At 71.8% G+C, this 20091-nt stretch carries 19 protein-coding genes, 2 pseudogenes and 1 riboswitch; of the genes and pseudogenes, 9 read left to right on the forward strand and 12 right to left on the reverse strand.

Features of this window, described 5'->3' with window-relative positions:
- Nucleotides 1-40: 40 nt before the first annotated feature.
- The 4 genes from ftsR to BFF78_RS34755 all read left to right on the forward strand — a co-directional run bounded on the left by ftsR (nucleotide 41) and on the right by BFF78_RS34755 (nucleotide 3705).
- Nucleotides 41-778, forward strand: coding sequence for a transcriptional regulator FtsR (gene ftsR, locus BFF78_RS34740; RefSeq protein ID WP_069782071.1), 738 nt, complete (start codon nucleotides 41-43; stop codon nucleotides 776-778).
- An 85-nt stretch (nucleotides 779-863) separates the two neighbouring features.
- Nucleotides 864-1337, forward strand: a complete 474-nt coding sequence (locus BFF78_RS34745; RefSeq protein ID WP_026253112.1) for a bifunctional nuclease family protein — start codon at nucleotides 864-866, stop codon at nucleotides 1335-1337.
- 228 nt (nucleotides 1338-1565) lie between these two features.
- Nucleotides 1566-2210, forward strand: coding sequence for a MerR family transcriptional regulator (locus BFF78_RS34750; RefSeq protein ID WP_079161594.1), 645 nt, complete (start codon nucleotides 1566-1568; stop codon nucleotides 2208-2210).
- 91 nt (nucleotides 2211-2301) lie between these two features.
- Nucleotides 2302-3705 carry a DNA polymerase IV gene (locus BFF78_RS34755; RefSeq protein WP_069782073.1) on the forward strand — a complete coding sequence of 468 codons (1404 nt, stop codon included), beginning with the start codon at nucleotides 2302-2304 and terminating at the stop codon, nucleotides 3703-3705.
- Here the strand turns inward: BFF78_RS34755 and BFF78_RS34760 are convergent.
- The gene (locus tag BFF78_RS34760; protein ID WP_069782074.1) at nucleotides 3627-3998 is read right to left on the reverse strand and encodes a PRC-barrel domain-containing protein; all 372 of its coding nucleotides are present in this window, start codon (nucleotides 3996-3998) and stop codon (nucleotides 3627-3629) included. The genes BFF78_RS34755 and BFF78_RS34760 overlap by 79 nt on opposite strands.
- Before the next feature lie 119 nt (nucleotides 3999-4117).
- Nucleotides 4118-4212: riboswitch (glycine riboswitch) on the forward strand.
- 168 nt (nucleotides 4213-4380) lie between these two features.
- Between BFF78_RS34760 and gcvP the strand changes: the two genes are divergently transcribed.
- A complete protein-coding gene (gene gcvP, locus BFF78_RS34765; RefSeq protein ID WP_069782075.1) occupies nucleotides 4381-7266 on the forward strand; it encodes an aminomethyl-transferring glycine dehydrogenase in 2886 nt (961 codons plus the stop codon).
- Nucleotides 7267-7320: 54 nt separating this feature from the next.
- Here gcvP and BFF78_RS34770 read toward each other — a convergent pair whose 3' ends face one another.
- The 4 genes from BFF78_RS34770 to modA all read right to left on the reverse strand — a co-directional run bounded on the left by BFF78_RS34770 (nucleotide 7321) and on the right by modA (nucleotide 11219).
- Nucleotides 7321-7740, reverse strand: a complete 420-nt coding sequence (locus tag BFF78_RS34770; RefSeq protein ID WP_069782076.1) for a TOBE domain-containing protein — start codon at nucleotides 7738-7740, stop codon at nucleotides 7321-7323.
- 28 nt (nucleotides 7741-7768) lie between these two features.
- On the reverse strand, nucleotides 7769-8800 hold the full coding sequence (locus tag BFF78_RS34775; protein ID WP_069783984.1) for an ABC transporter ATP-binding protein: 1032 nt from the start codon (nucleotides 8798-8800) through the stop codon (nucleotides 7769-7771).
- 731 nt (nucleotides 8801-9531) lie between these two features.
- A complete protein-coding gene (gene modB, locus BFF78_RS34780; RefSeq protein ID WP_069782077.1) occupies nucleotides 9532-10392 on the reverse strand; it encodes a molybdate ABC transporter permease subunit in 861 nt (286 codons plus the stop codon).
- On the reverse strand, nucleotides 10389-11219 hold the full coding sequence (gene modA, locus BFF78_RS34785; protein WP_069782078.1) for a molybdate ABC transporter substrate-binding protein: 831 nt from the start codon (nucleotides 11217-11219) through the stop codon (nucleotides 10389-10391). The genes modB and modA overlap by 4 nt, the downstream gene beginning before the upstream one ends.
- A gap of 206 nt (nucleotides 11220-11425) precedes the next feature.
- Here modA and BFF78_RS34790 point away from each other — a divergent pair, with 206 nt between their 5' ends.
- Nucleotides 11426-11914 carry a molybdopterin-dependent oxidoreductase gene (locus tag BFF78_RS34790; protein WP_069782079.1) on the forward strand — a complete coding sequence of 163 codons (489 nt, stop codon included), beginning with the start codon at nucleotides 11426-11428 and terminating at the stop codon, nucleotides 11912-11914.
- On the opposite strand, the pseudogene BFF78_RS34795 reads toward BFF78_RS34790, so the two are convergent.
- Nucleotides 11829-12353: pseudogene (locus tag BFF78_RS34795) on the reverse strand (molybdopterin cofactor-binding domain-containing protein); the annotation flags it as partial. The gene BFF78_RS34790 and the pseudogene BFF78_RS34795 overlap by 86 nt on opposite strands.
- Nucleotides 12350-13103: pseudogene (locus BFF78_RS43940) on the reverse strand (FAD binding domain-containing protein); the annotation flags it as partial. The pseudogenes BFF78_RS34795 and BFF78_RS43940, both read right to left, overlap by 4 nt.
- Before the next feature lie 210 nt (nucleotides 13104-13313).
- Between BFF78_RS43940 and BFF78_RS34800 the strand changes: the two are divergent.
- Nucleotides 13314-14921 carry a helix-turn-helix domain-containing protein gene (locus BFF78_RS34800; protein ID WP_069782081.1) on the forward strand — a complete coding sequence of 536 codons (1608 nt, stop codon included), beginning with the start codon at nucleotides 13314-13316 and terminating at the stop codon, nucleotides 14919-14921.
- 17 nt (nucleotides 14922-14938) lie between these two features.
- Here the strand turns inward: BFF78_RS34800 and BFF78_RS34805 are convergent, their stop codons facing one another.
- Entirely contained in the window at nucleotides 14939-15334 is a 396-nt protein-coding gene (locus tag BFF78_RS34805) for a TOBE domain-containing protein (RefSeq protein ID WP_069783985.1), read from the reverse strand.
- A 125-nt stretch (nucleotides 15335-15459) separates the two neighbouring features.
- Here BFF78_RS34805 and BFF78_RS34810 point away from each other — a divergent pair, with 125 nt between their 5' ends.
- Nucleotides 15460-16041, forward strand: coding sequence for a DUF1707 SHOCT-like domain-containing protein (locus BFF78_RS34810; RefSeq protein WP_069782082.1), 582 nt, complete (start codon nucleotides 15460-15462; stop codon nucleotides 16039-16041).
- A gap of 44 nt (nucleotides 16042-16085) precedes the next feature.
- On the opposite strand, the gene BFF78_RS34815 is transcribed toward BFF78_RS34810, so the two are convergent.
- From BFF78_RS34815 to BFF78_RS34825, 3 genes are all read right to left on the reverse strand, one after another.
- Nucleotides 16086-18041 carry an APC family permease gene (locus tag BFF78_RS34815; protein ID WP_069782083.1) on the reverse strand — a complete coding sequence of 652 codons (1956 nt, stop codon included), beginning with the start codon at nucleotides 18039-18041 and terminating at the stop codon, nucleotides 16086-16088.
- A gap of 268 nt (nucleotides 18042-18309) precedes the next feature.
- Nucleotides 18310-18867 (reverse strand): hypothetical protein, encoded by a 558-nt coding sequence (locus BFF78_RS34820; RefSeq protein ID WP_069782084.1) that lies wholly within the window; start codon nucleotides 18865-18867, stop codon nucleotides 18310-18312.
- 128 nt (nucleotides 18868-18995) lie between these two features.
- Nucleotides 18996-19526, reverse strand: coding sequence for a universal stress protein (locus tag BFF78_RS34825; RefSeq protein ID WP_069782085.1), 531 nt, complete (start codon nucleotides 19524-19526; stop codon nucleotides 18996-18998).
- A gap of 67 nt (nucleotides 19527-19593) precedes the next feature.
- On the opposite strand from BFF78_RS34825, the gene BFF78_RS49430 reads away from it, so the two are divergent.
- Nucleotides 19594-19725, forward strand: coding sequence for a hypothetical protein (locus BFF78_RS49430; RefSeq protein WP_257786885.1), 132 nt, complete (start codon nucleotides 19594-19596; stop codon nucleotides 19723-19725).
- 95 nt (nucleotides 19726-19820) lie between these two features.
- Here the strand turns inward: BFF78_RS49430 and BFF78_RS34830 are convergent, their stop codons facing one another.
- Nucleotides 19821-20027 carry a DUF5999 family protein gene (locus BFF78_RS34830; RefSeq protein ID WP_059248121.1) on the reverse strand — a complete coding sequence of 69 codons (207 nt, stop codon included), beginning with the start codon at nucleotides 20025-20027 and terminating at the stop codon, nucleotides 19821-19823.
- Between the last annotated feature and the right edge of the window lie 64 nt (nucleotides 20028-20091).

The raw sequence follows: 20091 nt of genomic DNA on the forward strand, positions 1-20091 counted from the left end.
CCCCCGGACCGGTGTCCGGGGGGACTCCCAGGGAAGGTCCATGCTTCACACACCGAGCGGCGGTGCCCGAAGCGGTACCGCCGCCAGGGACAGCGGGCTGATGAGCATCGGCACGGTACTGAACACGCTGCGCGACGAGTTCCCCGAAGTCACCATCTCCAAGATCCGTTTCCTGGAGTCCGAGGGGCTCATCGAGCCGCAGCGGACCCCGTCGGGGTACCGCAAGTTCAGTGCCAAGGATGTCGAGCGCCTGGCCCATGTGCTGAGGATGCAGCGGGACCACTATCTGCCGCTCAAGGTGATCCGTGAGCACCTGGAGGCCATGGAACGGGGCGAGGCCGTCCAGCTGCCCGTCGTGGGGCGTCAGCGCGCGACGGAGGACCTCCCGGAGCCGTCCCTGGCGCCCACGGTGGCGCGGGTCGGCAGGGCCGAGCTGCTGGCGGCGGCGGCCATCGACGAGGGCGAGCTGAAGGAGTGGGAGTCGTACGGGCTCATCGCTCCCCTGGAGGACGGGGCGTACGACGCCGAGGCGGTCACCGTGGCCTCGCTCGTCACCGAACTGGGCCGGTTCGGGATCGAGCCACGCCATCTTCGGGTGATGAAGGCCGCCGCCGACCGTGAGGCCGGTCTCGTCGACCAGGTGGTGGCCCCGCTCAAGCGCCATCGCAACCCCCAGACCAGGGCACATGCCGAGGCCCGTACGAAGGAGCTGGCGGCGCTCACGGTGAAGCTGCACGCGGCACTGGTACAGACCGCTCTCGGGGTAAGGCTGCCCTGAACAGCAGGGGCGGTGAGCGGCCGGATCGGCCACCTGTTCCCGGCCCGACTACCCAAACGTCCCGAGCACGGCCTAGGGTTGCTGTGTGAACGAGCTCGATGTCGTAGGTGTCCGGGTCGAAATGCCCTCCAACCAACCGATCGTGCTCCTGCGCGAAGTGGGAGGCGACCGTTACCTCCCCATCTGGATCGGGCCGGGGGAGGCGACGGCGATCGCGTTCGCCCAGCAGGGCATGGCTCCTGCCAGGCCGCTGACCCACGACCTGTTCAAGGACGTGCTGGAGGCCGTCGGCCAGGAGCTGACCGAAGTACGCATCACCGATCTGCGGGAAGGCGTCTTCTACGCGGAGCTGGTTTTCGCCAGCGGGGTCGAGGTCAGTGCCCGTCCCTCCGATGCCATAGCGCTGGCCCTGCGCACCGGAACGCCGATCTACGGCAGTGACACGGTGCTGGATGACGCGGGCATCGCCATTCCGGACGAGCAGGAGGACGAGGTGGAGAAGTTCCGCGAGTTCCTCGACCAGATCTCGCCCGAGGACTTCGGTACCAGCAGCCAGTGAGCGTGAGCGGCCGGTGAGCGCGGACGCCCGGTGTGCGGGCAAATGCCACCGGCCATTGAGAGCGTCCTACGGCTTCCCGCGAGCGCATTCGGCTAGCCTTTCCCCGCGGTGGGGCACGGGAAACCACTCCTTGGGTGATTATCACTCGGCGTGCCGAGTGTGGCGATCGTTGACGCACCCCTGGTGACTGCCTACCGTCGAGAAGGCAGGTCAAGGACGGAGGTCGGCGTGAGAACCAGCGGCGACGGTACGGCTGGGGGTGCTCCCGTGCGCGGTTTCGGGGAGAGCGGTCCGTACCCGGTTCACAGCAGCGCGGTGGATCACGCTCCGCAGCGGCCGACGGTGGTGCCGAACGGCGGAGGGGCGGCGTCCATGACGGCGGAGCAGATCGGCTACCGCGGACCGACGGCCTGCGCGGCCGCGGGTATCACCTACCGGCAGCTCGACTACTGGGCGCGCACCGGCCTGGTCGAGCCGAGCGTGCGGCCCGCCTACGGGTCGGGTACGCAGCGGCTGTACAGCTTCCGGGACGTCGTCGTCCTGAAGATCGTGAAGCGGTTCCTGGACACCGGGGTCTCGCTGCAGAACATCCGCACGGCCGTCCAGCACCTCAGGGAACGCGGTTTCCGCGACCTGGAGCGGATGACGCTGATGAGCGACGGCGCCACGGTGTACGAGTGCACCTCGCCGGACGAGGTCCACGCCCTGCTCCAGGGCGGCCAGGGCATCTTCGGGATCGCCGTCGGCGTGGTGTGGCGGGACGTGGAAAGCGCGCTCTCCCAGCTGCACGGCGAGCGCATCGACACCGGCGAGACCCTGGTCGGGCACAACCCGGCGGACGAGCTGGCGCGGCGGCGCAACCGGGCGGTCTGACCTCGCTCCTGTGGTCTGACACCGTCCCTGGAGCCTGACCCGGTCCTGTCGGGGCCGGGCATTGTCAGTGCCGTGGTGCAGCATCGGAGATGTGAGAAACGCGCCCACGATCCTGCATCTCGACATGGATGCCTTCTACGCCTCCGTGGAGCAGGCATCCAAGCCGAGCCTGCGCGGGAAGGCGGTCGTCGTGGGCGGGCTCGGACCGCGCGGGGTGGTGGCCACCGCGTCGTACGAGGCGCGGATCTTCGGAGTCCATTCGGCGATGCCCATGGCCCAGGCACGCCGGTTGGCACCCAACGCCGCGTATCTGGTGCCGCGCTTCACCGTGTACCGGGCGATCAGCGAGCAGGTGATGGCGCTGCTGCGGGAGCTGTCGCCGCTGGTGGAGCCGCTCAGCCTGGACGAGGCGTTCGTGGACCTGGAAGCCGGCGGGACGGCCTGGGACGAGGAGTCGGCGCGGCTGGCCGGGATCAAGCTGCGCGCGGACATCCGGGCGGTCACGGGGCTCACCGGGTCCGTGGGGCTGGCCGCCTCCAAAATGCTCGCCAAGATCGCCTCCGAGCAGGCCAAGCCGGACGGCCTGGTGCTCATCGAGCCCGGCACCGAGCGGGCTCTGCTCGGCCCCATGCCGGTGCGGACCCTGCCCGGGGTCGGGCCGGCCACCGGGGACCATCTGCGCAGAGCCGGGATCACGACGGTCGAGGAGCTGGCCGAGGCGGGTGAGGACGAACTGGTCCGGCTGGTGGGCAAGGCCCATGGGCACGCGCTGTACGCCATGGCCCTGGCCCACGACGAGCGGCCCGTGGTGGCCGAGCGCGAGGCGAAGTCGGTGTCCGTCGAGGACACCTATGACGTGGACATCCATGACCGGCTGCGGATCGGACTGGAGGTGCAGCGGCTCGCCGACCGGTGCGTGGGGCGGCTGCGCGGGGCCGGGCTGTCGGGGCGGACCATCGTGCTGAAGGTGCGCAGGTACGACTTCTCGACCCTGACCCGCTCCGAGACGCTCAGAGGGCCCACGGACGATCCGGCGGTCGTGCGGGAGGCGGCCGCGCGGCTGCTGGACTCCGTGGACACCACGGGTGGGGTACGGCTGCTGGGCGTGGGGGTGTCCGGGCTCGCGGACTACACCCAGGAGGACCTGTTCGCTCAGGCGATGCCATCGCCGCCGGCGGCGGAGCCGGACAAGGGTGAGGTGGAGGCCGTCGCGGAGCGGCCGGAGCCGGTGGAACGCCAGTGGCGTGCAGGGCAGGACATACGGCACACGGAGTACGGGCATGGGTGGGTGCAGGGCAGCGGTCTGGGACGGGTGACGGTGCGGTTCGAGACGCCGCAGTCCCCTCCGGGGAGGGTGCGGACGTTCTTGGTCGGGGATCCCGCGCTGGATGCCGCTGATCCGTTGCCGTTGGTCGATCACGTCTCTTCCGACCCGGCCAGCTTGCCGAAGTCGTGGTCCGGGGCCGAGGGGGGTGAGGCCACGTCCAGGCCGTAGTGGTGGTAGAGCTGGAGTTCCTGTTCCGGGGAGAGGTGGCGGCCCACGCCGAAGTCGGGGGCGTCCTTGATCAGGGCGCGGTCGAAGGGGACGCGGAGGGAGCCCTCGACCAGTTCGCTGGGTTCCAGGGGGACGAAGGCGTCGCGGGAGAACAGACCGGTGCGTATCGCCGCCCACTCGGGCACGCCGGTCGCGTCGTCGAGGTAGACCTCGTCGATGGTGCCTATCTTGGTGCCATTGCGGTCGAACGCCTTGCGGCCGATCAGGTTGCGCGGATCGATCTCGGTCTGCACGGTCCCTCTCCCTCCACGTGGTCGCAACTCATCCGTAACCACTACAAAAGAGCACATTCAGGGAGGCGGCCACTCGAGGGCTCGGGCGTTGACCCCGCTGGTAGGCTGACAGCGGCTGTTGACCCCGTGCGGGAGAGTCCTCCGACCACCTCGGAGGCGCCGAAGGAGCAAATCCTCCCCGGAATCTCTCAGGCTCACGTACCGCACGGACGAGGTCACTCTGGAAAGCAGGGCGGGGGTCGACGGCTCCCGCCCTCACCGACGGTGAAAGCCGGGGCATACCCGGTGAAGCTCTCAGGTTGAGATGACAGAGGGGGAGGCCGTCGGGGCACCCACGCCGTGGTGCCCTTCGAAGGTCGCGTCAGACCAGGAGGCCTCCGCAATGACCGCCCACCGCATCCCGCTCTCGGAGCTCGAAGAGGGCATCCCGTTCGAGCAGCGCCACATCGGGCCCGACCAGGAGGCGCGGGCCAAGATGCTCGCGCAGGTCGGCTACGGCTCGCTGGACGAGCTGACCGCCGCAGCGGTCCCGGATGTGATCAAGAACGCTGATGCCCTGGACCTGCCGGGCGCCCGCACCGAGGCCGAGGTGCTGGCCGAACTGCGCTCGCTCGCCGACCGTAACCAGGTCCTCGATTCCATGATCGGACTGGGGTACTACGGGACGTTCACGCCGCCGGTCATCCTGCGCAACGTCATGGAGAACCCGGCCTGGTACACGGCCTACACGCCGTACCAGCCGGAGATCTCCCAGGGGCGGCTCGAGGCCCTGCTGAACTTCCAGACCGTGGTCGCCGACCTCACCGGTCTGCCCACCTCGGGTGCCTCCCTGCTCGACGAGGGCACGGCCGCCGCCGAGGCGATGGCGCTCTCCCTGCGCATGGGCAAGAACAAGAAGGGCCTGTTCCTGGTCGACGCGGACGCGCTGCCGCAGACCATCGCCGTGATCGAGACGCGAGCGGAACCGACCGGTGTGGAGGTCGTCGTCGCCGACCTCAGCGCGGGCATCCCGGCCGACATCGCCGCGCGTGAGATCAACGGCGTGCTGATCCAGTACCCGGGCGCCTCCGGTGCCGTACGGGACATCAAGCCGGTCATCGACCAAGCGCACGAGCTGGGCGCCCTGGTCACCGTCGCCGCCGACCTGCTCGCGCTGACCCTGCTGACCTCGCCGGGCGAGCTGGGCGCGGACATCGCCGTCGGCACCACCCAGCGCTTCGGTGTGCCGATGGGCTTCGGCGGTCCGCACGCCGGCTACATGGCCGTGCGCGAGAAGTTCGCGCGCAGCCTGCCCGGCCGCCTCGTGGGCGTCTCCGTCGACGCCGACGGCAACAAGGCCTACCGGCTGGCGCTGCAGACCCGTGAGCAGCACATCCGCCGGGAGAAGGCGACCAGCAACATCTGCACCGCTCAGGTGCTGCTCGCCGTGATGGCCGGCATGTACGCCGTCTACCACGGGCCGGAGGGGCTCAAGACCATCGCCCGGCGGACGCACCGGTACGCCACGATCCTCGCCGAGGGGCTGAAGGCCGCCGGCGTCGAGATCGTCCACCGCGCCTTCTTCGACACCGTCACCGCGCGCGTGCCCGGCAGGGCCGCCGAGATCGTCGCCGCCGCCCGGAAGAACGGGGTCAACCTCCTCCCGGTCGACGCCGACCATGTCTCCCTGGCCTGCGACGAGACCACCAAGCGGGCCCAGCTGGCCGCCGTGTGGTCGGCCTTCGGTATCGAGGGCGACATCGAGGCGCTGGAGGCCACCGCCGAGGACACCCTCCCCGAGGCGCTGCTGCGCACCGACGCCTACCTCACCCACCCGGTCTTCCACCAGTACCGCTCCGAGACCGCGATGCTGCGCTACCTGCGCAGGCTGGCCGACCGCGACTACGCGCTCGACCGCGGCATGATCCCGCTGGGCTCCTGCACCATGAAGCTCAACGCGACCACGGAGATGGAGCCGGTCACCTGGCCCGAGTTCGGCCAGCTGCACCCCTTCGCCCCCGCCGAGCAGGCCGAGGGCTATCTCACCCTCATCCGCGAGCTGGAGGAACGTCTCGCCGAGGTCACCGGCTACGACAAGGTCTCCCTGCAGCCGAACGCCGGTTCGCAGGGCGAGCTGGCCGGTCTGCTCGCCGTACGCGGCTACCACCGCGCCAACGGCGACGAGCAGCGCACCGTCTGCCTGATCCCGTCCTCCGCGCACGGCACCAACGCGGCCAGCGCCGTGATGGCCGGCATGAAGGTCGTCGTCGTCAAGACCGCCGAGGACGGCGAGATCGACGTCGAGGACCTGCGCGCCAAGATCGAGCAGTACCGCGACGAGCTGGCGGTGCTGATGATCACCTACCCGTCGACGCACGGCGTGTTCGAGGAGCACGTCGCCGACATCTGCGCCCAGGTGCACGAGGCCGGCGGTCAGGTGTACGTCGACGGCGCCAACCTCAACGCCCTGGTCGGCCTCGCCAAGCCGGGCCACTTCGGCGGTGACGTCTCGCACCTGAACCTGCACAAGACCTTCTGCATCCCGCACGGCGGCGGCGGCCCCGGCGTCGGCCCGGTCGGGGTCCGCTCGCACCTGGCGCCGTACCTGCCGAACCACCCGCTCCAGCCGGAGGCCGGTCCGAAGACGGGCGTCGGTCCGATCTCCGCGGCACCGTGGGGCAGCGCGGGCATCCTGCCGATCTCGTGGGCGTACGTCCGCCTGATGGGCGGCGAGGGCCTCAAGCGTGCCACCCAGGTGGCGGTGCTCTCGGCGAACTACATCGCCAAGCGCCTGGAGCCGCACTTCCCGGTGCTCTACACCGGCCCCGGCGGCCTGGTCGCGCACGAGTGCATCATCGACCTGCGCCCGCTGACCAAGGCGACCGGCGTCAGCGTGGACGACGTGGCCAAGCGGCTGATCGACTACGGCTTCCACGCGCCCACCATGTCCTTCCCGGTGGCCGGCACGCTGATGATCGAGCCGACCGAGTCGGAGGACATCATCGAGCTGGACCGGTTCTGCGACGCGATGATCGCCATTCATGCGGAGATCGAGAAGGTCGGCTCGGGCGAGTGGCCGGCCGAGGACAACCCGCTGCGGAACGCTCCGCACACCGCGGCCGCGCTCGGCGGTGAGTGGGCGCACGCCTACAGCCGTGAGGACGCCGTCTTCCCGGCCGGTGTCTCGGCCGCCGACAAGTACTGGCCGCCGGTCCGCCGTATCGACCAGGCCTTCGGCGACCGCAACCTGGTGTGCTCCTGCCCGCCGCTGGACGCGTACGAGGACTGAGCGAGCGGTGGTCGGTGGGGCCCCGTCCGGTTTCCGGGCGGGGCCCTCGCCGTGTCAGGCCGTCGCCAGCGCCACCTCGGTCGCCTTGATGAGGGCGATCACGTCGGAGCCCACGAAGAGGCCGAGGTCGGCGACCGCGTCCTTGGTGATCGCCGCGGTCAGTTCGCCGCCGTCGACGGAGATCTTCACGGAGGCCATGACGGCGCCGGTGGTGAGGCCGGTGACCGCGCCGGGAAGCTGGTTGCGGATCGACAGGCCCTCGACCCGACGGGTGGCCAGGGAGACCTCGGTCGACTTCACCAGTGCCTGGACGGGCGAGCCGGGGGCGAGGGCCAGGTCGTCGGCGGACTCCTTGGTGATGGCCGCCATGAGGTGCTGGCCGCCGTTCAGACGGAGCTTGACGGTGGCCATGGCCTCGCCTTGCTGGACCTCTGTGACGGTGCCGGACAGCTGGTTGCGGATGCTCAGGGTCATGGGCATCCACGGTAGAGCGCCAGCCCGTTCACGCCGGGTATGCGTGGGTCTGCGTCGCTTTGACCGTCGCCCAGACAGCGGCGCCCGGGTGCAGCTCCAGGTCGGCCGCGGCGACCGTGGTCAGGTCCGCGGCGAGGGGGAGTTCGCCGGTGAGGTCGGCGCGGATCTGGTCGCCGTGCGTCTCCAGGCCGGCCACCTCGCAGCGCCAGAGGTTACGGGCGCTGGCGCCGGTGGGCCGGTCCCGGAACAGGGTGACGGCGCTGGGCGGGAACGCCACGAAGACCGGGCCGGACAGGTCTTCCGTGGTGGTGATGTCGGGTCCCGCGTCGAGTCGTACCGTGTGGCCGGCCGCCTGGCCGCGGTAGAGGTTGAGGCCGACGAGCTGGGCGATGTAGTCGGTGCGCGGATGGCGGGCGATGTCGGCGGGGGTGCCCTCCTGGACGACCCGGCCGTGCTCTATGACGACCAGCCGGTCCGCGAGCACCATGGCGTCCAGCGGGTCGTGCGTGACCAGGACGGCGACCGCCTCGAACTCGGCGAGGTGGCGGCGTAGTTGGGCGCGGACCTCCAGACGGGTGCGGGCGTCCAGGGCGGCCAGCGGCTCGTCCAGGAGCAGCAGCCGGGGGTGGGTGGCCAGGGCGCGGGCGAGCGCCACGCGCTGGGCCTGCCCGCCGGAGAGGCGGCGCGGTCTGGCGGCGGCGTGGTCGGCCAGGCCCATGCGGTCCAGCCAGGCCGCCGCCTGCGCGCGGGCCTCGGCCTTGCTCGCGCCCTGGCAGCGGGGGCCGAAGGCGACGTTGTCCAGGGCGGACAGGTGCGGGAAGAGAAGGTAGTCCTGGAAGACCACGCCGACCGGGCGGGACTCCGGGGGAGTGCGGTCCAGCGCGGTGCCGTCCAGGCGTAGGTGACCGTCGGTGAGCGGGGTGAGTCCGGCGAGGGTGCGCAGGGCTGTGCTCTTGCCGGCGCCGTTGGGGCCGAGGAGGGCGACGACGTCTCCGGGGGCGGCGGTGAGGGTCACGTCCAGGCGGAATGGGGGGCGGTCGACGACCAGGTGTGCGTCCAGGCCGGTGGTCGGGTGCGGCTCGCCTTCGGCCGCCTTCGGGTTCCCACCCGCACCATCCGTGCGGCTTTCGTCGCCGCGTGCGGGTGGCCCCTGCGGGGGTGCGGCGCCGTCGGCGGCTGCGGGTGCGGACGGTTGGCGGGGTGCGGCGGCGTTGGCCGGCGTCGGTGTGGACGGGCGGGAGGGCACGGGGTCGTTGGCGGACGCGAGTGCGGGGGGCCCGGGTGGGGGTTCTGCGCCGTTGGCGGCTGCGGACGCGGAAGGCCCGCGGGGTGCGGTGGTGCCGGGGGGTGTGGGTGCGGACGGGCGGTGGGTTGCCGGGGCGTCGGCGGACGCTGGTGTGGACGGTCCGTGGGGTGTGGTGGCGTCGGCGGGCGTGGGTGTGGACGGTCGGCGCGGTTCAGCCCCGTCTGCGGGCGTGGTCGTGGTCGGTCGGCGGGGTTCAACGCCCTCGGCGGATGCCGCTACGGACCGTCCTCGGGATGCGGCGTCGGATGCGGGCGTGGGTGTGGTCGGTCGGCGGCGGTCAGCCCTGTCGGCGGGCGTGGGTGTGGTCGGTCGGCGGCCTTCAGCCCCGTCGGCGGGTGTGGGGGTGGATGGTCGGTGTGGTTCGGAGGCGTTGGTGGTTGCTGGTGGCGCCGGTTCGTGTGGGGGTTGCGCGGCGGCTGCGGGGGTGGGGGCGGGCGGGCCCGGTGGGGTTTCGCCGCCGTCGGCGGATGTGAGGCGGGCGTTCGTCATGATGTCGTCATCCAACGGTCTCGCAACCCCGCCAGCACGGCGATCGACACCGTCAGCAGGACCAGGCTGAGGGAGACGGCGGCGTCGGGGTCGTTCTGCAGGGCCAGGTAGACCGCGAGGGGCATGGTCTGGGTGCGGCCGGGGAAGTTGCCCGCGAAGGTGATCGTCGCGCCGAACTCGCCGAGTGCGCGGGCCCAGGCCAGGACCGCGCCCGCCGCGATGCCGGGCGCGATCAGCGGCAGGGTGACCCGGCGGAACGCGGTGAAGCGGGACGCGCCGAGCGTGGTCGCCGCCTCCTCGAAGCGCGGGTCCGCCGCGCGCAGGGTGCCCTCGACGCTGATGACCAGGAACGGCATCGCGACGAACGCCTCCGCGATCACGACCCCGGCGGTGGTGAACGGCAGCGTGATCCCGAACCAGGCGTCCAGCCATTTGCCGATCACCCCGTTGCGGCCGAGGGCCAGCAGCAGCGCGACGCCGCCGACCACCGGCGGCAGCACGAGGGGCAGGGTGACCAGGGCCCGTACCAACCCCCGGCCGGGGAAGTCCGTACGGGCCAGCAGCCAGGCGAGCGGCACGCCCAGGACGAGGCTTACGGCCGTTGCCGCCGTGGCGCTGACCAGGGAGAGCTGGAGCGCCTGCCACACCTCCGTGCTGGACAGCCGGCCCGGCAGGCTGCGCCAGGGCGCGCGGATGAGCAGCGCGACCAGCGGCAGCAGCAGGAACGCCAGCGCCAGCAGGCCCGGCAGCAGCAGCGGCAACGGCACACCACGTCGGCCCCCCGTGCCGACGCGGCGGCGCCGCGGCCGGTCCGTGCGGGGACCGGTCGCGGCGCCGGGCTTGTGGAGCGAGGTCACGGCTTGAGGAACCCGGCCCCGCTCAGCACGTTCTGGCCCTCGGCGGACTGCACGAGGGCGATGAACGCCTTCGCGGTCCCGGCGTTCGGCGCGTTCTTCAGCAGGACGATCGGGTAGTCGTTGATCGCCTTGGCGGACTCGGGGAACTCCACGCCCTCCACCTTGCCACCCGCGGACTTCACATCGGTCTTGTAGACAACCGCGGCGTCCGCCTCCTTCAGCTCCACCTTGTTCAGGGCGCCCTTGACGTCCTGCTCGTAGGAGGCCGGGGTGAGCTTCAGGTGGCTGGCGTCCAGGGCCTTCTGGGCGGCGGCGCCGCACGGCACGGTCTTGTCGCACAGCACGATCTTCAGGCCGGGCTTGGTGAGGTCCTTCAGGGAGGCCACCTTGTGCGGGTTGCCCGGCACGGTGGCGATCTCCAGCTGGTTGCGGACGAAGACGGCCGGGGTGCCGGTCGCGTCCTTCTTGTCCGTCACGATCTTCATGGTCTTGGGGCTGGCGGCGGCGAACACGTCGGCCGGGGCACCGCCGGTGATGCTCGCGGCGAGGCTGTCGCTGCCGCCGAAGTTGAAGTTGACGTGGGTGCCCGGGTGCTGCTTCTCGAACTCCTTGCCCAGGGTCGAGAAGCTCTCCTTCAGCGAGGCGGCGGCGAACACGGTGACGTCGCCGGACAGCTTCGGCGAGGCGGAGCTCGACTTGTCCGACTTGGTGGCCGACGAGTCGGACGACGTCGACGAGGAGGAGCAGGCGCTGAGTGCCATCAGGGCTGCGGCTCCCGCGCCGGCCACCTGCAGCATTCGCCGGGTCCGGCGCACGGAACGGGTCATCACGGATCTACTCCTCGGGTTCTGTGGAACGACTGTCGCGCCCTGTCACAGCCGGGAGCACCGGCCGTGCGGCGATGATACTGCCGCATCTGCCACCTGTAAGTCTCCTGTCGCATCGCATGAGCTGCGAACTTGTGACTTGTAGCTTGCATGTGCGTTTGCATGGCGCGTCGCGGCGGGTACCGTGCTGCGGGAGGTGGTCGCAGGTGACGCTCGTGGAACTCGTCCTGACCGGCGATCTGGCCCGGCCCGCCCGCCTGACCGTGCCGGATCTGCTCCGCTGGCCGCAGCACCGCGCGGACGTCAGCTTCGAGTGCGCGACCAGCGGCATCCAGCACCACCGGTTCGCCGGTCCGCGCCTGTACGACGTGCTCGCCGACGCGGGGCCCGGCTTCGACCCGGCGCGACGCAAGGACCGGCTGCGCTTCCTCATCTCCGTCACCGGCACCGACGGCCACCACGCGGTGCTGTCCTGGGCCGAGATCGACCCGGACTTCGCGGACGCGCCCGTCCTGCTGGGCGTGCGCATCGACGACACCCCGCTGGACGCCGCCGGACCCCAGCTGGTCCTCCCGCAGGACCGGTGCGGGGCCCGGCACATCAGCGGGATCACGGCGATCCGGGTGGACGGCGGCTACCGCTGTGGCGCTCCAGCTGCCGCCACACCCGGTCACGCAGCAGCGGCACCTCGGTGAACCGCACGCCGGTGGCGTCCCGCAGGGCATTCGCCAGAGCCGGGGCGACCGGGTTGAACGGGCTCTCGCTCATCGACTTGGCGCCCAGCGGGCCGATCGCGTCGGCGGTCTCCATGAAGTGCGCCTCGGTGCGCGGCACGTCGGCGTACTGCGGGAGCCGGTAGCGGCGGAAGGCGGCCGTGTCGACCGCGCCCCGCTCGTCCAGCAGGACCCGCTCGAAGAGTGTGGCACCGAGCGCCTGGGCGACCCCGCCCTCGACCTGGCCACGGCACTGCATCGGGTTCATCACCTTGCCGGCGTCGGCCGCGTGCACACTGCGCAGGATGCGGATCTCGCCGGTGCCGGGATCGACCGCCGCCCGGAACCAGTGCGCGTTGAAGGCGACCGAGCGCGGGGTGCCGCCGAAGTGCCCGTCGGCGGCCGGCTCCAGGCCGACCGCCACTCGGGCAGTCCGTGGATGTCGTCGAACCACTCGTCGTCCCCGACGGCCCCCGCGATCGCCGTGCGCAGCACCTCGGCCGTCTGGGGCAGCGGGAACCACAGCCGCACCGGGCGGACCGTGGCGGCCGTGACGGTGATCGCGAAGGACTGGTCCACCGGGTCGAGCGTGCCGATGAGCAGGGCGGCCGAGCGGCCGAGGCCGTACAGCGAGGTCTGCCGGAACGCCGTACGGCAGGCCAGGGCGCGGGCGGGCAGGGTGACCGAGCGCAGGAGTTCGCCCTCGGCGAGGTCCTTGCGGCCCGCGCCGGTGATGAAGTCGGTGACGCGGACCCGGCGCCGGCTGCCGGGCGATGAGCAGGCACTCTCCGTCGAGCGCGGCCGTGAGGGAGATCATCGGGCCGGCCGGCAGACCGTTGCAGAGGTTCCCGCCGACGGTGGCCATGTTCCAGATCTTGAACGAGGCGAGGAACGCCCGGCAGCACTGCTCGAACAGCGGCGCCGCGGGAGCGAGCAAGTCCCGAGCGCGGCGGGACAGTTCGGCGATGGTGCAGGTGGCGGCGAGCTCCAGCGAGCCGTCCGCGTGGCGTTGCACGGGTGTCCAGCCCATCCGGCGCAGGTCCACCAGGCGCCGCAGATGCGGCTGGGGCTCGGAGAACAGGTACGTCCCGCCGCCGAGCCAGGCGTCCCCGGGGCGTCGGGGCGCGGGCCGTCCGGCGTCCCGTATCTCGGCCACCGTGTTCAGGTCCATGGCCGAAAGTGAATCAGCGGGATCCGGGCCGGACGACTGGTTCGGAGCACGGAAACCCCGAGGCCGCGGCCGTCGCCACTGGAGGATCCACCAAGAGGCATTCCGCTTCCGAAGGCTTGCATTTACGATGCTTCATCTCATACTCGCCTAGCGAATGCGATACGCCGGGGGTTCGCCTCGCCGTCCGGCAGCCGTACGAGGAGCCAGCACATGCACGTCGAACACCTCCTGGAGGACGCCTCCCTCGGCCTGCGCCTGCTGTGGGCGCAGGACGCGCTGCTGAGGCGTGAAATCAGCGGAGTGACCGTCACGGACCTGGAGGACCCGGCCCGGTTCGTGCGGCCCGGCGAACTGGTGCTCAGCGGACTCGTGTGGTGGACGCCCGAGGGTGGCTCCGGCAGGGCGGAGCGATTCGTCTCGGCGCTGAAGGACGCGGGGGCCGCCGCGCTGCTCGCGGGCGAGGAGACCCACGGCAGCGTGCCGGACGACCTCATCGAGGCGTGCGAACGGCACCGGGTGCCGGTGGCCGGGGTTCCGGCGCACATCATGTTCCGGTCCATCACGGACACCGTCTATCTGCGCCAGTGGGGCGGGCTGAGCCGGCATCACGTGCTGCCGGAGAACACCCGCGTGCGGCTGAGCCGGCTGCTCGCGCAGGAGGCCGGGCCGGACGCCGTGCTCGCCGCGGCCTTCGCCCACCTCGGCGGGACCACCGCGTATGTCCTCACCCCCTCGGGGCGGACGGTCGCGGCCACGGCGGGCGCCCCGGCCGTGCCCGCGCGGGAGGCGGTCGCGCTCGTCGCCGACGGGTCCGGGGTCACCGCATCCGTCGACGCCGGCGGCCTGTCGCCCTACGGGCGCCGGCTGTTGTACCTGCCCGATCCCGACGGCGCCCCGCCGCGCATGCTGCACGAGGTCGCCGCCGTCCTGGCGCACTGCCAGGAGGACGGCGCCCGGCGCCCGGCGGCCGGGGCGCGCGCTGTGGACGAGCTCGGTGCGCTGCTCGCCGCCGCGGGTGGGCGGGAGGACGGCACGGTGCGGGCGGCGCTGCGCCGGTGCGGGCTGCCGGAGACGGGGCTGTACCAGGTGATCGTCGCGGATGTGGTGGCGCGGGAGCCGGGGCAGAGCGAAGTGCTGCTCGCCGAGAGCGCGTTGACGGAGGTGGCGGGGCATCTGGTGGGGGAGGCGGGTGGCGGAGGTGCCGCTGATGCCGGGGCGGAGGCGATCGGCGCCGGGGGTGTCGACCGCAGTGCCGGCGAGGGGACTCCGGCCGTTGCGGCGGCCGTGGGGCGGTTGCCGGACGGGTGTGCCTTCGCGGTGCTGTCCGGTGGGCCGGACGGCTGGGCGCAGGAGGTCTGGCCGCTGGTCGCCGACTGCGCTCCCGGCCTCGTGCTGCACGGCGGCATCTGCGCGTCCGCGGCGGGAGCCGAGGATCTGGGCGGCGCGCTGGCCCAGGCCCGTTACGCCCTCGCCTCGGCCCGCAGCCGCGCGCCCGACGCCTCCCGGCTCACCGACGCCCGCTCCCTCGCCGGCCCCGACGCGCTGCTCACGGGGGTGCCGGCCGACGTACGCGCCGCCTTCAGCCATACGGTCCTCGGCCCGCTGCTGGACACCGGCCGGCCTGCCATGGCCGTCCTGCTGAGCACCCTGGAGACCTTCCTGGCCTGCGACGGCTCCTGGGCGCGTACGGCCCAGGAGTTGCATCTGCACGTCAACACCGTGCACTACCGGGCGGAACGCATCGAGCGGCTCACCGGGCGCGACCTGTCCCGGCTGCGGGACCGGCTCGACCTGTGGGCGGCGCTGCTCTGCCGGTGAGGGCAGGGGCGTGCGGGTCAGACGCGGTCGATGTGCACGTTGGTGGACTTCACGCGCGCGGTGGCCTCCATGCCGACCTCCAGGCCCAGTTCCTCCACGGCCTCCCGGGTGAGCAGCGAGACCAGCCTGTGCGGGCCCGCCTGGATCTCCACCTGGGCGGCGACGTCACCGAGCTTGATCGCCGTGACGATGCCGGGGAAGGCGTTGCGCACGGACGTGTACGAGGCGTCCTCCTCGCCGCCGCCCGCCTTGGCCAGTTCGACCGAGAACGCGGCGAGGTCCCTGCCATCGATGAGCCGGCGCCCGGCCTCGTCGCGATGGGTCGCCACCCGGCCCGCGTCGGCCCAGCGGCGGGCGGTGTCCGGGCTCACGCCGAGCAGCCGCGCCGCCTGGCCGATCGTGTAGGACTGCATGCCGGTCACGATAGGGCCACCACCCGGGAACCGCGGACGTGGGGTTGGCCGTTGGGTATAACGCGATATAACGTTAGTGCGCGATGACGGTTCCCTGCGGGGACGTGCTGAATCGGGGTGAGGGAATGGCGGCCGAGCTGCTGCACACGCAGATGCCGCCCGGACTGCGTGCCTCGCACGCGGACCGGGACCGGGTGGTGGAGGCGCTGACGGGCGCCGCGGGAGACGGCCGGATCACGCCCGAGGAACTGGACGAGCGCGTGACGGCCGCGCTGTCCGCCCGCACACTCGGCGAGCTGGCGGCCCTCACCGCCGACCTGCCGGAGGAGGCGGGCGCCGCGGCGGCCAAGGACGTCGTGCGGATCGAGCAGCAGGGCGCGTCGGCGGTGCGCGAGGGCGGTTGGGCGGTGCCGCGCCGGATGGAGATCGTCTCGGTCTGGGGCCATGTGACCCTGGACTTCTCCAGCGCCGTGATCAGGCACGACAGCCTCCGCATCGACCTGGACATGCGCGGCGGCACCCTGCGGCTGCTCACCCGGCCCGGCGTGCTCGTGGACGCCGACTCGCTGGTGATGGGCTACGGCAAGACCAAGATGCTGTCGGCCTGCGATCCGGGCGCGCCGGCCGTGCTCCGCGTGGAGATACACGGCCGGCTCAGCATGGGACGGCTGGAAGTACGGCCGCCCCGGCGGTGGTTGGGCAGGTAGGCCGCTCTCGTCGGCCTGCCTGCCGCTGCCGGGTCCGCCCGGTCTCAGCCGGTGTGCACCCGCGGGCGGCGTACGCGGTTCGGTTCCGCCTCGCGCAGGACCTCGCGGGTGACCGGGGCGACCTCGCCCTGGCCGAAGAGGAAGAAGCGCAGGAAGTTGGCGAAGGGGTTGCCCTCGGTCCACTCGAAGTAGATGTGCGGGGTGCAGCCCGTCATGTCCCGGGCGTGCAGGAGAAGGGCCGCCAGGGCATTGGAGATGGAGGCGGACTCCAGGGTCAGCACCCGGTAGCGGTCGTGCAGGACCTCGCCGCGCACGGTCAGCTCCGCCTCGAACTCGGAGGGGTCGGTGACCGTGACCTCGACGAAGACGAAGTCCTCCTGCTCCGGCATATCGTTGTCGGCGCGGATCTGCTCGATCTTGTCGCGGTACTCGGCCTTGTCCCGGTGGCCGGGCTCGTTGGCGATGAACCGCATCTTGCGGCTGGCCATGTCCCGGATGAATCGTTCCGCCATCGGGTCGAGAGTCACGCTGGTCACGCGCAGTTCGAAGGCACGGGCCAGCCGGGACAGGAACGAGACCAGGATGATGCCCGCGATGAAGCAGGCACCGATCTTCACACCGTCCGGGCGCTCGATCACGTTCACGACGGTCGTGTAGAGGAACACCGCCGAGATCACGCCGAACCCGATGGCCCACTTGCGCTGTCCGGCCTTGCGCGCCGCGATGGTCACCGCGATCGCCGCGGAACTGATGAGGACCAGCACACCGGTGGCGTAGGCGCCGCCCTGGGCGTCGACGTTGGCGTCGAAGAGCCAGGTGACCAGGAAGGCGATGAGCGTGAAGACGATCACCATGGGGCGCACCGCACGGGCCCAGTGCGGGGCCATGCCGTAGCGGGGCAGATAGCGCGGCATGAGGTTGAGCAGACCGGCCATGGCGGAGGCGCCGGCGAACCACAGGATCGCGATGGTCGAGATGTCGTAGACCGTGCCGAAGGCGCCGCCGAGGTACTCGTGCGCGAGGTAGGCGAGCGCGCGGCCGTTGGCCTGGCCGCCGGTCTTGAACTCGTTCTCCGGGATGAGCAGCGTGGTGATGAAGCTGGTGGCGATCAGGAACGCGCTCATGATGATCGCGGCCGTGGTGAGCAGCTTCTTGGTGTCCCGGATCCGACCGGTCGGCTTCTCCTCGGTGTCGTCCGGGTCGCCCTGCACGTGCGGCATGACGGCGACGCCGGTCTCGAAGCCGGAGAGGCCGAGCGCGAGTTTGGGGAACACGATCAGCGCCAGGCCGATCATGACGAAGATGTTGCCGTGCTGCACGGTCAGCGCGTTGGACCAGTCGGTGATCACATGGCCGGCGGTGATCACGTGGTAGAGGCCGACGATCACGACGACGACGTTCAGCGCGAGGTAGACGCCGACCAGTGCCGTCGCCACGCCGATCGCCTCGAGGAAGCCCTTGAGGAACACCGCGCCGAGCAGCGCCACCAGGAAGAGCGTGATCACCATCTGGTGGCCGTGCAGGGTGCTGGTCAGATGAGGGTTCTCGACCAGGTGGGTGGAGGCGTCGGCGGCCGACAGCGTGATGGTGATGAGGAAGTCGGTGGCCGCGAAGCCCAGCAGGGTGAGCACGAACAGCTTGCCCTGCCAGAACGACAGCAGCCGCTCCAGCATCGAGATGGAGCCCTCGCCGTGCGGGCTCTCCTCGGCGACCCGGCGGTACACCGGAAGCGCGCCGGCCAGGGTGACGATGACGAGGACGATGGTCGCGATCGGCCCCAGCAGTCCGGCCGCCAGGGCCGCGATGCCCGGCTGGTAGCCCAGGGTCGAGAAGTAGTCGACACCGGTCAGGCACATCACGCGCCACCAGCGCTGGCCCTTGTGCGGGGGCTCCGGTTCGGCGTGGGGCCCGGTGTGTCCACCGTGCTTGCCCATGTCGGACAGCCCCTCCAGCATCCAGTTCCGCAGGCGACTGGGAGGGGCGTGCTCGGTCGTGGCCATCGGTGGGCTCCTGTGTGCGGCTCAGCTCTTTCCGGCCATCCCGCGGACGGCGGCACCAGCGTAAGCGGAGAGTGACGCCTGGGCCCACGGATCCAGGGTCGGGAGGCGTCAATCTTGCGTTAAGAATGGCGCGGTAGCAGCAGAGCCGCATCAGGAAGGGGAGGCCGGAGAGGTGCGCCGGGCGCACGGCCGTTCGGGTCAGTTGCCGCACGATCGACCCCGGGGCGACCACCGAGTGTCATGTTCTCAGGGCGCCGGACGCATCACCTCACTCCATGCCGGAGGCCCGGAACACGCCCAGGGCCGTCTCACGGTCGACGCGCCGGGCGAGGCGGTGCAGGGCGGTCGTACCGCACAGCAGGGTGCCGGCCGCCTCGGACACCCGGGCGCCCTCGTCGAGCAGGTGCCAGAGGTCCGGATTGCGGAGCAGCACCTCGGGGTCGATCTCGACCCGGTCGCCGAGGGCGTCGCGCAGCACCAGGCGCTGGGCGACGCCGTCCAGCGGGCGCACCGCGATCAGCAGATCGGTGCGGACCCGGCGGGGGCGCAGCAGCCGGCGCGTGGCCAGCCAGCCCGTGCCGGCCGACACCCGCACCGGGAACAGAACGAGGAACAGGAGCAGCGCGATACCCACCCACAGGGCACCGCGCCACCAGGTCAGGGTGCCGGCCGCCCAGTCGATGAACAGCAGCAGAGCGAGCAGGACACCGGCGCAGCGGAGCGACGTGCGCGCGTCCGCCGCCCACTCGCGGTCGTACACCACTCCGGCGGTGCCGGCCGGGTGCGAGCCCGTGCACCGGGTGCGGGTGTGGTCGCCATGCCTCATGTCCAGGACGGTAGACAGCTCCGGCCCCGCCGGAGCACGGCCGTCGCGCACTTTGACGGTGCCCTGACGGCGGACGGGCCGTTCTTGACGCGACGCCGGCGGGGGCGGGGAGCCGGGACTTCGCGCCTTCACAAGCCCCGGATGTCCATGCGCAGATGCCAGGTGTTGCGGCGGTGGACGGACAGCAGTTCCGACTCCAGAGGGGACGGGGGCACCGCGAGCACCGGGCAGACCGCGTGCGCCAGGCAGTGCCGGGAGACCCGGCCCGAGAAGGCGCGCTGCAGTCCACGCCGGCCGGCGCCCACGACCAGGACGTCGTCCTCGCGGTCCGCGGTCGCCACCAGCGCCGGGCCGGGGGCGCCGCGGACGACGACGGCGTGCATCGGCACACCGGGGGCGTTCCCGCCGAATATCTCCTCGAGCACCGCGGCCAGCCGCTGTCCGGCCAGCCGCTGCCAGTCCTCGGCCACCGGACCGGCGGCGGGAGAGCGGCGCGCGGCGGGGTCACCGCCCGGCGGCTCCCAGGCCAGCACGGGCCACAGTTCGGCTCCGAGGCGGCGGGCCAGCGCGATGGCCCGCCGCAGGGCCGTGACGCTGCCCAGGGAGCCGCTCACACCGACCACCACCCGAGGGGCCGCCGAGGCGTCGTAACCGGACATCACTCCACCGTTCCTCGCGGGCGACGCCGGGTGTCTCGCGCGCGGACGTGCCCGCCCTGCAAGGCCCTTGCTTCCTTCCATCCCACTCCCGCACGGGCGATTCGACCAGCCGGGCGGCGGCTTCCTCTGCGCGGAGGCCGCGCCGCCGCTGTTCCCGCTGCCGGGTTCCATGGGCCTGCTGGACGCCACCAAGGGCTGAACGCCGGCTACCGACCGTAGCCGTCCCCGGACACACATCGGGGCCGGTGCGCACCGGATGGGTGCGGCCGGCCCCTCAACTCGCTCGTGTGCCGCTCAGGCGGCGGTCATCACCTGGTCCGCACCGAGTGGGCGGTGCGGGGCGATGATGCGGCCGTCGGGCAGCAGCTCACCGGTGTCCTCGAACAGCAGGACGCCGTTGCACAGCAGACTCCAACCCTGCTCCGGGTGGTGCGCCACGAGACGGGCGGACTCCCGGTCGGCGGACTCGGCTGGCGGACACGGCGGCTGGTGCTGGCACATGGGTGGGATCTCTCGCTCTGTCGTGGTCATGGCCGTTCCCCCGTGGTGATAAGTCGGTCGGAAC

Source organism: Streptomyces fodineus, from assembly GCF_001735805.1.
GTDB classification, from domain to species: domain Bacteria; phylum Actinomycetota; class Actinomycetes; order Streptomycetales; family Streptomycetaceae; genus Streptomyces; species Streptomyces fodineus.